At 38.1% G+C, this 13,136-nt stretch carries 11 protein-coding genes and 1 pseudogene; 5 read left to right on the plus strand and 7 right to left on the minus strand.

Annotated elements, in window-relative coordinates; translation table 11 throughout:
• Positions 1-23: 23 nt before the first annotated feature.
• The 3 genes from BFJ97_RS25405 to gpr form a co-directional block, all read right to left on the minus strand.
• Positions 24-155: a hypothetical protein gene (locus tag BFJ97_RS25405; RefSeq protein WP_263297420.1), complete on the minus strand. Its 132-nt coding sequence runs from the start codon at positions 153-155 to the stop codon at positions 24-26.
• Positions 156-1,271: 1,116 nt separating this feature from the next.
• Positions 1,272-2,120 (minus strand): stage II sporulation protein P, encoded by an 849-nt coding sequence (spoIIP, locus tag BFJ97_RS05645; RefSeq protein ID WP_223553625.1) that lies wholly within the window; start codon positions 2,118-2,120, stop codon positions 1,272-1,274.
• Positions 2,121-2,173: 53 nt separating this feature from the next.
• Entirely contained in the window at positions 2,174-3,190 is a 1,017-nt protein-coding gene (gpr, locus tag BFJ97_RS05650) for a GPR endopeptidase (protein WP_068983676.1), read from the minus strand.
• 162 nt (positions 3,191-3,352) lie between these two features.
• Between gpr and rpsT the strand changes: the two genes are divergently transcribed.
• On the plus strand, positions 3,353-3,601 hold the full coding sequence (rpsT, locus tag BFJ97_RS05655) for a 30S ribosomal protein S20 (RefSeq protein WP_068983677.1): 249 nt from the start codon (positions 3,353-3,355) through the stop codon (positions 3,599-3,601).
• Between the two features lie 186 nt (positions 3,602-3,787).
• Here rpsT and holA read toward each other — a convergent pair whose 3' ends face one another.
• A complete protein-coding gene (gene holA / locus BFJ97_RS05660; protein ID WP_068983678.1) occupies positions 3,788-4,798 on the minus strand; it encodes a DNA polymerase III subunit delta in 1,011 nt (336 codons plus the stop codon).
• Between the two features lie 164 nt (positions 4,799-4,962).
• Here holA and BFJ97_RS23455 point away from each other — a divergent pair, with 164 nt between their 5' ends.
• Positions 4,963-5,100: a YqzM family protein gene (locus BFJ97_RS23455; protein ID WP_083226922.1), complete on the plus strand. Its 138-nt coding sequence runs from the start codon at positions 4,963-4,965 to the stop codon at positions 5,098-5,100.
• Between the two features lie 30 nt (positions 5,101-5,130).
• Here BFJ97_RS23455 and BFJ97_RS05665 read toward each other — a convergent pair.
• The 3 genes and pseudogenes from BFJ97_RS05665 to BFJ97_RS05675 all read right to left on the minus strand — a co-directional run bounded on the left by BFJ97_RS05665 (position 5,131) and on the right by BFJ97_RS05675 (position 8,714).
• A pseudogene (locus BFJ97_RS05665) lies at positions 5,131-6,973 on the minus strand (DNA internalization-related competence protein ComEC/Rec2).
• A gap of 434 nt (positions 6,974-7,407) precedes the next feature.
• Positions 7,408-7,977 (minus strand): ComE operon protein 2, encoded by a 570-nt coding sequence (locus BFJ97_RS05670; protein ID WP_068983679.1) that lies wholly within the window; start codon positions 7,975-7,977, stop codon positions 7,408-7,410.
• Between the two features lie 125 nt (positions 7,978-8,102).
• Complete coding sequence (locus tag BFJ97_RS05675; RefSeq protein ID WP_068983680.1) at positions 8,103-8,714, minus strand: helix-hairpin-helix domain-containing protein; 612 nt, start codon at positions 8,712-8,714, stop codon at positions 8,103-8,105.
• A 345-nt stretch (positions 8,715-9,059) separates the two neighbouring features.
• Here BFJ97_RS05675 and BFJ97_RS05680 point away from each other — a divergent pair, with 345 nt between their 5' ends.
• Genes BFJ97_RS05680 through BFJ97_RS05685 form a run of 3 tightly spaced genes read left to right on the plus strand, consistent with a single transcriptional unit; the run spans position 9,060 to position 12,936 of the window.
• Positions 9,060-9,926 (plus strand): hypothetical protein, encoded by an 867-nt coding sequence (locus tag BFJ97_RS05680; RefSeq protein ID WP_254660122.1) that lies wholly within the window; start codon positions 9,060-9,062, stop codon positions 9,924-9,926.
• A complete protein-coding gene (locus BFJ97_RS25060; RefSeq protein WP_254660132.1) occupies positions 9,824-10,354 on the plus strand; it encodes a methyltransferase domain-containing protein in 531 nt (176 codons plus the stop codon). The genes BFJ97_RS05680 and BFJ97_RS25060 overlap by 103 nt, the downstream gene beginning before the upstream one ends.
• Positions 10,351-12,936: a polynucleotide kinase-phosphatase gene (locus tag BFJ97_RS05685; RefSeq protein ID WP_068983681.1), complete on the plus strand. Its 2,586-nt coding sequence runs from the start codon at positions 10,351-10,353 to the stop codon at positions 12,934-12,936. The genes BFJ97_RS25060 and BFJ97_RS05685 overlap by 4 nt, the downstream gene beginning before the upstream one ends.
• The last annotated feature ends 200 nt before the right edge of the window (positions 12,937-13,136 follow it).

Here is a 13,136-nt window from a genome sequence, read left to right on the forward strand (position 1 = left end):
TCTTCTTAAAATAATCTAGTTCATCACCATAACGTGTGGTTGATTTCCGTTCCGACTGGGCGCTTTGTCCCTGTCGCTTCGCTTTCGCACAGATAAAACATTTGGCGCTGTCGCTTCGCTTTCGCACAGAGCTTCCTGGGGCGTCCAGTCTTCACTCCAATCAACCCATATCAATTTCGCCTTGGCGTAATTGCGTCCGGATTTTGAATTGTGCCCAGGCCTGCATATGTTTTTTGTGCGAAAGCGTAGTGTTAACGTAGCGGCAGCAACAGATGTTTTTTGTGCGAAAGCGTAGTGTTAACGTAGCGGCAGCAACAGATGTTTTTTGCTCGAAAGCGTAGCGACAGCAGCACCGATGCAGGTCAGTTAGCCGTTTTCGCAGGATGCGAAGATTTTAGGCTAACATCCTAAATTCATTCCTTTGAAAATCCGTGACATCCGCCGGAGGCTTTATCTTCATTCAGTAGGGGGTATGGAACCTATTGACAGGGAACCACATCCGTATTTATCTCACTACCTTCAGAGGTGGGAGTCTTCTACTGAATGAAGATAAAAGGCATACGTTTTACAAATGTCACCCTCAATTTTTGGTGTGAGCCAATTATCTATAAATATTTTACATTTTTTAATAGCGCAAACTTTAGTATAAAGCCAAACATCGTCCCCTTTTAACTAAATTCAGTGCACTCACTTATGAATGACGGGTGAGTAACTATAAAAGTTTATATAAAATGATATCTTAGAAAATTTTTGTCCCTTTCAGACAGCTAATAGTTCTAGAAAAATAACTTGGTTCTTCACAACTAACACCCCAATATTTCCCCAATCAATTCGCATGAATATTTTAAATCTTCCTTCGATAACATAAACAACACAATTAAGCTCTTCATATGTATAGTTGTACTTTATTCCATTTAAAATAATCGCTTATCTTCCCACATTCTTTCCGTCAAAAAAGCATCTCCAAAAATGGTAGATGCTTTAAAAGCGTGTTTCGCCTATTGCATATGCCGTTGTTCAAATCAAATCTTTATAAACTGCCTTGAAAATTATAAGCCAAGAAATGAACAATTTAAAGGTCTAACAACTATTTTTTTAAAAAAATTTCATGGTAATTTTACTAACAATAGGCATCATAATTCCGCATGACATTTTGTAAAAAAAATGGGCAAAAAGATGGTCATCTTAAACAGTCCATCTTTTTGCCAATTCCAATATATAATTTATAGTAATCTTTTACTAGTTTTAAAATAAGAGATCTACGAGATCTACTATTCTTGTTTTTCTGTAATAAAGGATTTTGCAATGGCTTTTCCTATGACGGCAATTGAACGATTCAATTCTTCTTCTGTATTATCAATTCCACCTAATTCGATTAAAATCATTTCTTTTGTTAAATCCTGATTATAGCGTCCATCTACATTGTCTCCACTTTTAGAGATAACACCTCTAGAAATCTTTGGCACAATTTCATTCATAGAAGCAGATAAACTTTCTGCATAAGCCGTATTCCAACGATAATTCTTATGCTCTGCACCCACGACAATGGCAATCCGTGCATAGGATTCGTTGTTATGTGTGATCGTTGTTGCATTTCTCTTAGCAGAATCTCGATGCAAATCAATAACTAAGTCATAGGACTGCTCTTGTAAACGTTTTGATAAATAAGGACGTACAGTATTGTATGAATCCGGAAAACTTTTTCCCTTAAGTTTCAGTTCCTTCATAACATCAACCTCTAATACATCCGTCTGTATACCGTTCATGCTAAAATGCTTAGAAATTGCATCTTGTAAATTATAAATATTTGTTTTTTCATCATAATTGGCTGCTTTCCCGCTAACAGCTTTTACCATCGGTTGATATGATTCTTGTGAATGCGTAAATAATAATAATACTTTAAATGGATCTTTTGTCTCCTCTTTTGTTTCCTCTTTTGTCTCCTCGAGCACACTTTGTTCAGTTAAATTAGTAGCGGCATACACGACTGGTTGATCCTCTGGTTGTTTAATCGGAGTCGATGCTTGCTTGTTGAACGGAAGTTGCCCAGCAATGACAGGTAATACGAAGAAGAACAATAATAAACCAAATGACCACTGTAGTTTTTTTAGCAAAGTCACACCCTCCTCCCCTTATCGTATGGAGGGGATGTGCCTTTTAGAACGAAAAAAAATTACAGATTATTTGCCCATTTCATAAGCATAGATGATACGATTTTAGCATATTTATCTATCCAGTAATCGGCTTCCTTTGGCGTAACCATCAGCTGTGTATGCGAGCCCGAAAATGTTTCAGCAAACAATTGCTGACGTTCTTCTTTGGTCCAGGTAGCCCATTCACCGAATATTGGTTTTATTAAAGACATATCAAGCTCTTTATTTATATCTGGTTGCCAAGATGATAATGACAATTTTGATGAAGGCTTACTCCGTTCTGCAACTCGTGCCGCTAAAGAACGTAGCATGAACTCTACAGCATCTGCAATTAATACAGGGGCATCAACTACTGTTGGGATACCAATTGCGGTAACAGGAATGCCAAGCATCTCATATGAAATTTCCTTACGCTGATTTCCTACGCCTGAACCGGGATGTATCCCTGTATTCGTTAATTGAATTGTTTTACATAAACGATCACTAGCCCTTGTTGCAAGTGCGTCTACGACAATAATTAATTTTGGCTGCAGTCGTTCAGCCAATGCCGCAACAAAATCACCAGTTTCATATCCTGTTTGTCCTGTTACACCAGGCGCATACATGACAAATTTTTCATTAATTACATCTAAACTATGCAAATGATCAATAAGATACGGTCCTATAGCATCGGGTGTAATGGTACGATTACCTAGACCAATAATTAAAATTTTGTCATCCTCATTCCACGACATTGCTTCATGCATTTTATTAAAATTTGCAAGCAACTCTTTCTCAAGTTGTTCAAATCCATCCTGATCATCAAGCGTCAAAGTAGGTACGGAAAGTGTAATGTACTGTCCTTTCTTCTTACCAATCTGCTTCTCACCTTCTGCATTAACGAGCACATCAGTGATTTTTACCCGACCAGTATTCCGATCTTCAATTTGGATACCACTCTTTTCTTCAAGCGTTTCCTTTTGCTCTTTCGTTTGATGTAAAACAACTTCTTCCGACTCATCGATTAAATCCGTACGTTGCCAATTTAAATTTTGCATACAGTTCACCTCAAAAGTAGTTTGTTCAAACTGTCAAGTAAATATTCTTTGCATTTATCTATTGCAATTTAGCCTAGCGTTTGTTAAAATGATTTTTGTTGTATTGACACAAGAAATCAATGAGAAGATATCATCTCGTACCTATTTTAGGAGGTGAAACATATGCCAAACATTAAATCTGCGATTAAACGCGTAAAAGTTAACGAAAAAGCTAACGCTGCTAACACTCAAGCTAAATCTGCAATGCGTACTACAGTGAAAAAAGCTGAAAACGCTGTTGCTGCTAATGCTGAGAACGCACAAGAACTTTTACAAGCAGCTTTCAAATCTTTAGATAAAGCAGCTTCAAAAGGACTTATTCACAAAAACGCGGCGGCTCGTAAAAAGTCTCGCCTTGCTAAAAAAGCATAATTGTTATAAAGGATCAGTATACTCTATTCAGAGTAGCTGATCTTTTTATTTTTCAAAGATCATTAATTATGACCTTAATTGCTGTGCTATCGCACAACATGCGTCTTGTTTTTGATTGTGCTAACTGTATAAAGATAAAGAGCTGCCCATATTGCTTAGGACAGCTCACCAAAAGTTGATTTCTTATTAAAATTGACGCAGTAAAAAGAGTTCTAAATAACGCTCACGATTGCCACCCGCTGTTTTCAGCTGTAAATCGACCTTTGCTAGTTGATACAACGCCTTCAATAAACTTTCCTCTGATGGACGATTACGCTGCTCAACCATCAATTTGACACGATAAGGATGTACTTTTAAATTTTTGGCAATTTGCTGTGGATGGTAGCCTTTTTTTAATAAATAAAACACATTAGACATCGTACGAACATTGGATGCAAGCAATCCAACAAGCATGATGGGCTCTTGCTTTTGACGTAGTAAATCGTGATAAATAGACAATGCCCCTACTGAGTCATTCGCAAAATAAGCATTTAACATTTTAAAGGCATCCTGCTCTAATGTTTTTGCCACTAAATCCTCAACTAACGTAGCAGTAATCTCGCCTCCATCACCTAAATAGAGAGTTAGCTTCTCAATTTCCATTTGCAACTGTAACATATTCGGCCCAACCATTGCGACAAGCTGCTCAATCGCATTTTGCGTAATACTGTTACCCTCTGCTTTAACAACACTTTGAATCCAGACAGCTAAATCCTGCTCTTTGGGCGTTTCAGTTTGGACTAATAATGCATGCTCCTTCATTATCTTTGTCACTTTTTTACGCTCGTCTAATTTCTCATAAGGTGCGATAAAAACGGTTACTGAAAAATCGGAAGGGTTCGCAAGCCATGCCTCAAGGCGTTTTACATCATGGTCGATTTTCTCTTTACCCTTTTCAGTTGCCTTTAAAAAAGATGCGTTTTTTGCAATGATCAGCTTCCGCTCAGAGAAAAAAGGAATTGTATCCGCTTCATCCATAACAACATCTACTGGCAATTCTTCTAAATCAAATGTTGACATTTCTATCTCTTCTTCAGGTCCTATAGCCTCTTTTAAACGTTTAACTGTTTCATCTATAAAATAGCTTTCCTCACCAACAAGTAAATAAACTGGTGCAAGCTCTCCTCTTTTGATATTATTCCAAACCGTTGAAATCATAATTTCCCCTCCATCTAGCAATACTACTAGTATACATGATTTGAATTCCTTTGTGACTTTGACCGAATTGTGTCGATTCCTTGCCACAGGGCGAATTCTCCTTTTCGATATAGCTTTTATGAAAATGATGTCTTATAATAAATAACAGAATTGGAGGGATAACAATGAATCCATTTGAAGGAAAAAACATACAATGTCGCCGTAACGATGCAATCGATTCTGGAGTTGGTTTCGGTGTATCATTTGGAGCTTTCACAGTTATGTTTTTCATCGCAATTATAGTAGAATTCGTATCTAGATAATTATTAATGTACGATTGAAAAGGACCTTGCTCATTGGACAAGGTCTTTTTCGATTTGCACTGACCATGTTTCCCCCCGAATTCGCACCTCAATCGTGCCGTCTATTCCAGTTGTTACTGTCGGTAAATTGCGACTTGCGAAACGCTCCACTACCTCATCATGCGGATGACGATAGCGATTATTGAGCCCCGCGCTAAAAATGGTTAATTCAGGCCGTAACAGCTCTACAAAAGGCTCAATACTTGATGTTTTACTGCCATGGTGTCCAGCCTTCAACAATGTCATCTCCGCTAATTGTTTGTTGTAAAGACGAATAATCTCCTGTTCACCATGCTCCTCTAAGTCACCCGTTAACAATGCTCGAAATGCCCCCTGTTGTAAATACAAAACAATTGAATCATTATTCCCCTCATAAACGGTCTCAAGGGGCCATAAATATTGAAAGCTTGTCTCTCCTATACGCCACGTTGTACCATGCATCTTTTCTTTCACTTGAACCATTTGCTTCTTCGCTTCCATCAGTAAATCTTGCATAATAGGTTTATCCATTGAGCCCGGAGTGAGATGAATTTCATGCATATTAATCTCCTGCAAAATCTCCTCAGCTCCCTCAACATGATCAGCGTCTGCATGGGTGACGATAAAAATATCAATGTCTCGAATCCCTTTTCCTTTTAAAAACGGTACAACAACCTGTCTTCCAACCTCATAGGGGCTTTCTGAAGTCTTCCATAGTTCCTGCTCAAAGCGCAGTAAGCCTCCTGAATCAATAACGTATACGGCCCTTCTAAACGGCAGTTCAATAACTGTACAATCACCTTGACCAACGTTTAAAAACGTAAGCTTCGTTTCATTAAATAACATCGGCAATAAATGAATACAGATTGCAGGAATGAAAATCACAACTGCAAATTTACCATAATGTTTGATTTCTATAAAATAGAAGCCCGCTAACACACTTATCAACGCCACGCAAATAAGCCAAATAGCAGGTTTTCCCGGCGACCACAGCTGAAAAGGCAATTCCTGGACATATAAAATGAATGTCGTAAGCCAAATACGAAGCGGCTCGTATCCAGCAAATAAAACCTTTGCTACCGGCATCGATATAATCGTTATGACAAACATAGCAATATTTAAGGGCAAAATAACAAAGGAAAACAGTGGTACGAAAATAATATTTGCCAAAAATGATGAAATAGAAATTTCATAAAAATGATGGAGTAATAATGGATAAACAAGAAGCTGGCATACAAATGTAATGAGAAATGAACGGATTAACCAGTTCGTGGATAGTCTTAAAATGACGCCAGAATAGACAAGACTAACCGTTGCTAAATATGACAATTGAAAACCAATCTGATAAATGACACCTGGTTCTAGTAAGACAAAGCAAAGAAAGCTAATTGCTAGGGCATCATCAATCGATATTTGCCACCTAGCGTAACGCATCAGCATGATTAATTCTACGACAGATACCGCACGGAGCACCGCCAGCTAGCACTCCATAGATAGGTAAGATGATGAGTAAAACTATAGTCGCCATTTCCTTCCGTACGCCTATACGTAGAAGACCTTCAAAAAACAACCATGAGACAAGTGCCACATGCAGACCAGAGATAGCAAATAGATGTGTGATGCCAAGCTTTTGATAGGCTCTTTGAAGCTCATGATCGACTTGATCCTGTGATCCTATTAGAAGTGCTTGTGCTTCTGCAACTAGTGACTCCGGGAATGTTGTTTCAATATGTTTTTTCATAGAGTGTCTCTGTTTAGCAAGAAACGAACGAATAGATTTTTTCTCTTCTATAAAGGTCCAGTTTGTAACTTCAAATATTCCTCTTGCACCTTTACTGATCAAATATTTTTCCATAGAAAATGCATACGCATGTGCAGATGGAAGAGGTGCTATAAGTTCTCCATGCACTAGATAGGTCCTCCCAGTCAATGAAGTAGTTTCATAAAAGCTTTTCTCTTGTTCTGAGGAGAAAGTATATACGACATATAACTTCTCACCTGTTTCAGTTTTTACAAAGCCTCTGAGTTTTTGACCATTTATTTTATATTCACTCGACCAAGTTATTTGGAATGTTGACGGTAGAGGGGGAGATTCCGTCAATTGAAATGTAATGATGAAGAAATAGGAAAGAAATCCACTGACGATAACAAGCGCTGAAATTAAACGTGTTTCATCTTTCAATTTAAGCCATAATGCGACAAGCAGAAGAATAGCGAGTAGCCAAGCTGACTTGTGTGCCGCTATTGAAGCAACAAGTACAGCTAGTGCTACGTATATCCATTTATGCTTTAAAGCTTTTTGCCAAATAATGCACTCACCTTCTGTTCATATGGGAGCAATTTTTCTGCAGGCATACCACTCTCGCGAAGCTCATTTAGCATGTCTATGTACAAGGCTAATTTGTCGTCGCTTAAAAAGTCGATTTTACGTTCATCAAACGGAACGTGTACAACCTCCACACCTGCTTTTTCGAATAATTCTTGTGCATAAGGATTATTTTTATAATCAGTGGCGTAATAAACGCGTTCGATACCTGCTTGAATAATAGATTTCGTACATGGTAGACACGGGAAATGTGTAACATATAAGTCTGCACCTTTTGTAGGTGTACCATATTTAGCACATTGTAGAAGTGCATTCATCTCAGCATGCACTGTACGCACACAATGATTATCAACAACATAGCAGCCTTTTTCAATACAATGTTCATCACCTGTAATTGAACCATTATAGCCACCTGCAATAATTCGCTTATCCCTAACGACAGTTGCTCCTACTGCCAGTCTTGTACATGTACTACGTAATGCGAGTAAATGGCTTTGCGCCATGAAAAATTGATCCCAAGTAATTCGCTCCATATGACTACCTCCAAAAAAATTCGATGACAATTTTTTATAAACTGTGCCTACATTGCAACAGTCAATTTTCTACTATAGTGTAGCCCTTTTTGAAAAGGGTCGTCAATATCACAAAACTTGCCGCCTCACTTTACTGTAATAGAATCTTTCAGTTTTTCATACGTCTTTTCACCAATACCGGTCACTTTTTTTAAATCCTCAATTGTTTTAAAGCCTCCATTTTCCTCACGATAGGAGATAATACTTTGAGCCTTTGATGGACCAATACCTGACAATGTCGTTAGTGCAGCTTCATCCGCTTTATTTAAATTGACCTTTTGATCCTCCATGCCATTGTTGCCTTGTGAAGTACCACTAGTAGGCATCGTCAACATATTAGAGGTGATTTCGTCTAGCTTTTCATCCTTTCTAGGGATATAAATAACCATTTCATCCTGAACTTTTTGGGCATGATTAATAAGTTGCGTATTAGCATCTTGCGTATAGCCACCCGCAAGCTGTACGGCATCTATAATTCGTTGGTCTGGCTGTAACTCATAAACACCTGGATACAGTACAGCACCCTTTATATCAACAAACACCTGTTGTATGACCGCTTCATCCACAGGCTCTTTCATTTCTAGTTGTTCAATAGGTTGGATTGTTTCGATGAGCTCTTCTTGGGGAGGTGAAGAGTCAGAACTCGAAAAAAAGAAGTAACAAAGTCCACCGATTACAAGTATGCCGGGAAGCAACATACTTTTTTTTGTACTTTTGCCAAAAAGATTGGATCATTCATAACATCCTTTCTTTGCAAAAGGTAATCATATGGAGTCTCCTTCATCTTACAATATCATTCTTACATTGAAAAGATAATTTATCTATTAAAACAAAAAGACATCCCTGGCTTTGCTTTTATGACACTGACATAATGATGTAAAATTATGTTATGCTTTGAATAATAGCCCATCACCGTATCTTGTGGTTGATCCCCATGAGTCGCCCAGTCGGAACGAAGATCAACCTATATACATAGCATACGTTTTAACAATTGTCATCTACAACTACTCATTATGCCTTTGTGTACTGATTGGAGGAAGAATATGCAGCTAACAATACAGGCAAAGGGAGAAAATGTGAAAGCTATCTCCTACTTACTATCAAAAAATCCGAATAATTTATATGAACGGCGTGTAAAAGATCATTTAGTTCGACTTGTCTATCACGAGCTTTCTGAAACAAGTCTTGCTGTGACAATATTTGTTACACCAAATGCACTCGCACTTGTTCAAAATGACAACGCGCTTGATATTACACACTATATTAATGACCGTGAATTCGCCGCTAGTAGTATTTTTTTATCCCTAATCCGTTCTGCTTTAGGTACAGCGTTAAATGGCAAACCAAAAGAGCAGTATTTAGAATGGGTAGCTCAGACATTTTCATTCTCATTTGAAGTCGGTCCTGTTGCTTCAGCTATGACAAATGATGAGATAAATGGATTGTTTGAGCCACTCGGTTACGCTGTTACCATCGAAGCTATGAATAACCATAATCGTGCCCGTTTTCTAACATTATCAGCGGACATTACGCTCCAACGAGCACTACAGCATCTTTTTGTACTCATCCCTGTTTTAGATGATTATAAGCATTACTTTATCGATGAGTTGGAAGTTGATAAACTCAAACGATACGGTGGAGGCTGGTTAGATACACATCCTATGAAGGAGTATATTTATAAAAAGCCCTTCGCTTTTCCCATTTATATGATGGTACTACTACGATACAAAATACAACACGTTCACTCAATACATTACGCTACGAAAAAATTGTTGAAACGATTAAAGATCTACCTCGAAAATCAACTATTGTTGATCTTGGTTCTGGTGAAGGAAAGCTTTCAAGTTTACTTGCCTACGTTAAAGGAATTGACGAGCTGCTTGCGGTTGAACCTAGTGAAGCTGCCATGAAAAAGGCGATAAAACGTTTTGAAACATTAGAGAAAGCATATGTAATACCCAAACCTACATGGGGCTCCCTTTTCTATTATGATGCACGATTACAGCATAAGGATGTCATCGTTTTATGTGAAGTCATTGAACATATTAATGAGGAACGACTTCCTAAAATAATGTCATTACTATTATCTCAATATAGTCCTCAAACATTAATCGTGACAACACCTAATGCTGAATACAACGCCGTATACGAATTAGATGAAATGCGGCACGATGACCACCGCTTTGAATGGACACGGAGTCAATTTCAAAAATGGTGTCATGTAATGAATAGCCATGAACAATATGAGCTTTTATTTACAGGCATCGGTAATGAACATAATCTTTATGGACAACCTACCCAAATGTGCGTCTTTACAAAAAAGGAGGTAAGTGTATGAACATAACAGTTCCACACACAGGGATTGTTCTGCTAATTGGTCCATCCAATAGTGGGAAATCTACGCTTTTACAAAATTGGGTTAATGTAGGTATGCTTTCTCCTTCTGAAATCATTAGCTCTGATAGTTATCGCACACTTGTTGCTGATACGAATTATATTGATTTTCAAAACTATTCAAAGGAAGTAGCAGATTTATTGTATGATGAATATTTCGCTATCTCTGCACAAGCCTTCGCTGTTATGGAACGCGTCTTAGAGGCCAGATGTACATTAAATAAGTGTACATTTGTCGACGCTACTCATTTACAATCCGAAGAACGTCAAAAATACATCTTGCTTGGGAAGAAACTACATGTTCCTGTAAGTGCGATCGTATTGGACGTTCCTCTTGAAGAATTGTTACGACGAGATACTTTACGCCAAGATCCAAGAGGAAGTAAACGTATCAAACAACAGGCACGCCTATTGAAAACAGAAAAACGATTGATTAAAAAAGAGGCATTTACTAAAACCTATATGGTGAAAGAAACAGAGGAGCTAACATTATCAAGACAGAAATCATCATTACACTTAGATGTAGATGCTGGGCTTGATGTTATTGGAGATATCCACGCTTGCTTTGATGAATTTATCGAATTACTGGGTAAGCTAGGCTACGAAGAAAACAAGGAAGGTTACTATATTCATCCACAAGGTCGACGTTTTGTTTCAGTTGGTGATATTATGAGCCGAGGACCAAAATCTATTGAAACGATGGCCTTTTTTGAACGTCATATAGAGCGCGGACTTGCCTATATGACCGATAGTAATCATGGTTGGAAAATCGCTCGTTGGCTAGATGGACGTAAAGTAACGCTACATCATGGAGATGAGCTAGTTGAAGCTGAATTTATCGATTATGAAAATGTTTATGGGGTGGAGCAAACAAAAGAATTTAAAGCTCGTCTCGCCAAATGTTTACTGGCCGCTCCATCTCACTATATTTTAATGAACAACGGCATTTCTTCCGCTGTTGTTACACATGCTGGTATCCGTGACCGTTATATAGGCAAACAATCGGCAAGAATTTCTGATTTTTGTCGATATGGTGATGTACTGGGACAAGATCCATCCGGAAAACCTATTCGTAATGATTGGTTTACAGAGCATCAATCATCACAGCTTATTATTTGGGGACATGATCCTAAATTATATCCCTTAAAGCAAAATAATACGCTGAATATTGACCAAGGGGTTGTTTTTGGTGGTCAGCTAACTGCCTTTCGTTATCCTGAAAAGACCATTGAGTTTGTGAAAGCTTATAAAAACTATGCAGGTATTGAACGGAATCCTTTACTTGAAGCGAAAGCTCAACGTTTTGACCCGCCAAATATCGGTGCATTTTTAGAAGGTTTCACAGTGGAAACTGCTTACTTTGGCAATGTACAAATAGGTGGTGCTCATGCAAAGGCTGCCATAGACAGTGTTTCTCATTATGCATTGCCATTAGAGCAGCTCGTTTATATTCCACCAACGATGAGCCCAACTCCTAAAACATCTGCTTTAGAAAACACATTAGAGCACCCTACAGAGGCATTTGCCTATTATAAAAAGAATGGTGTCCAAACAATGATTGCCGAAAAGAAACATATGGGCAGTCGTGCTGTACTGCTGCTGTTTAAAGATTCACTCATTGCAAAAGAATATATCGATATAGAAACACTTGGCATTATGACATCTAGAACAGGAAGACGTTTTTTCGATCAAGAGACAGAGCAAAAAATTCTTCAACAACTTCATTGTGAATTAACGGAGAAAAACTATTTCGAACAGTTTAATACAAATTTCGTACTACTTGATGCCGAAATTTTACCTTGGAACTTAAAAGCGCAGCAGCTAATCGATCAGCAATATGCACATGTAGCTGAGCAAGCATTAATGGACCGTACAAAGCTTATGGAGAAACTATGTGACACAACACAAATCGACGTTTCAGAATGGCTTCAGGAGTATAAGGGGTTACTTGAAAATGCACAACGATTTTCAACTGTTTTTCAAAACTATTGTTGGGATGTCCAGGATACTTCAGCTATTCAAATTGCCCCCTTCCATGTATTAGCACATAGTTCAGAAACTTTTTTCCATAAACCACATACATGGCATATGGAAATGAATCGACTGTTTGCAAAAAATTCAGCGCTATTCATTGAAACAGAATTTAAGGTAATTACAGATGAAGCTTCTGAACAGGAAGCCATTACATGGTGGGAGGAAATGACTGCAGCTGGTCATGAAGGAATTGTTATTAAACCTGAAACCTTTGTAACCAACTATCAGGGGAAACTACTTCAGCCTGCTATCAAAGTACGCGGACGCGAATATTTACGGATCATCTATGGTATGGACTACTTACAGCCTTCAAATTTAACGAAGCTAAAAGAACGCAATCCAAATAAAAAAATGAAGCATGCATTGCGTGAATTCGCACTCGGACTGGAAGGGATAGAACGTTTTGTAAAAGGTGAATCGACTGCTCGTATTCATGAATGTGTACTCGGCACACTAGCACTCGAAAGTGACCCTGTCGATCCTAGACTTTAGTAACGCAGGACATATATCAAAAAGTAGAGGTGAGCAAAATGTGTTGCTTCCTCAAACGTTTTTGCGACCGACCTTCCTTTTTGACATTCTATCCCTCGCTTCAATGAATCTATCCGTTACTGTGGCTTTCTATCCGCCACTTCGGTGATTCTATCCATTGCTTCGGCTCTCAAAAAGCAAAAACAGCTTGTTAGTTTTAT

Origin of the sequence: Lysinibacillus xylanilyticus, assembly GCF_001708185.1 — a bacterium.
GTDB classification, from domain to species: domain Bacteria; phylum Bacillota; class Bacilli; order Bacillales_A; family Planococcaceae; genus Lysinibacillus; species Lysinibacillus xylanilyticus_A.

Excerpts from the sequence above, each read along its gene's own strand:
- BFJ97_RS23455 (WP_083226922.1), top strand. The coding sequence starts at position 4,963 with ATGAATCCATTTGAAGGAAAAAACATACAATGTCGCCGTAACGATGCA.
- gpr (WP_068983676.1), bottom strand. The coding sequence starts at position 3,190 with ATGCAAAATTTAAATTGGCAACGTACGGATTTAATCGATGAGTCGGAA.
- BFJ97_RS05680 (WP_254660122.1), top strand. The coding sequence starts at position 9,060 with ATGCAGCTAACAATACAGGCAAAGGGAGAAAATGTGAAAGCTATCTCC.
- BFJ97_RS05685 (WP_068983681.1), top strand. The coding sequence starts at position 10,351 with ATGAACATAACAGTTCCACACACAGGGATTGTTCTGCTAATTGGTCCA.
- BFJ97_RS05670 (WP_068983679.1), bottom strand. The coding sequence starts at position 7,977 with ATGGAGCGAATTACTTGGGATCAATTTTTCATGGCGCAAAGCCATTTA.
- rpsT (WP_068983677.1), top strand. The coding sequence starts at position 3,353 with ATGCCAAACATTAAATCTGCGATTAAACGCGTAAAAGTTAACGAAAAA.
- holA (WP_068983678.1), bottom strand. The coding sequence starts at position 4,798 with ATGATTTCAACGGTTTGGAATAATATCAAAAGAGGAGAGCTTGCACCA.
- BFJ97_RS05675 (WP_068983680.1), bottom strand. The coding sequence starts at position 8,714 with ATGTTGCTTCCCGGCATACTTGTAATCGGTGGACTTTGTTACTTCTTT.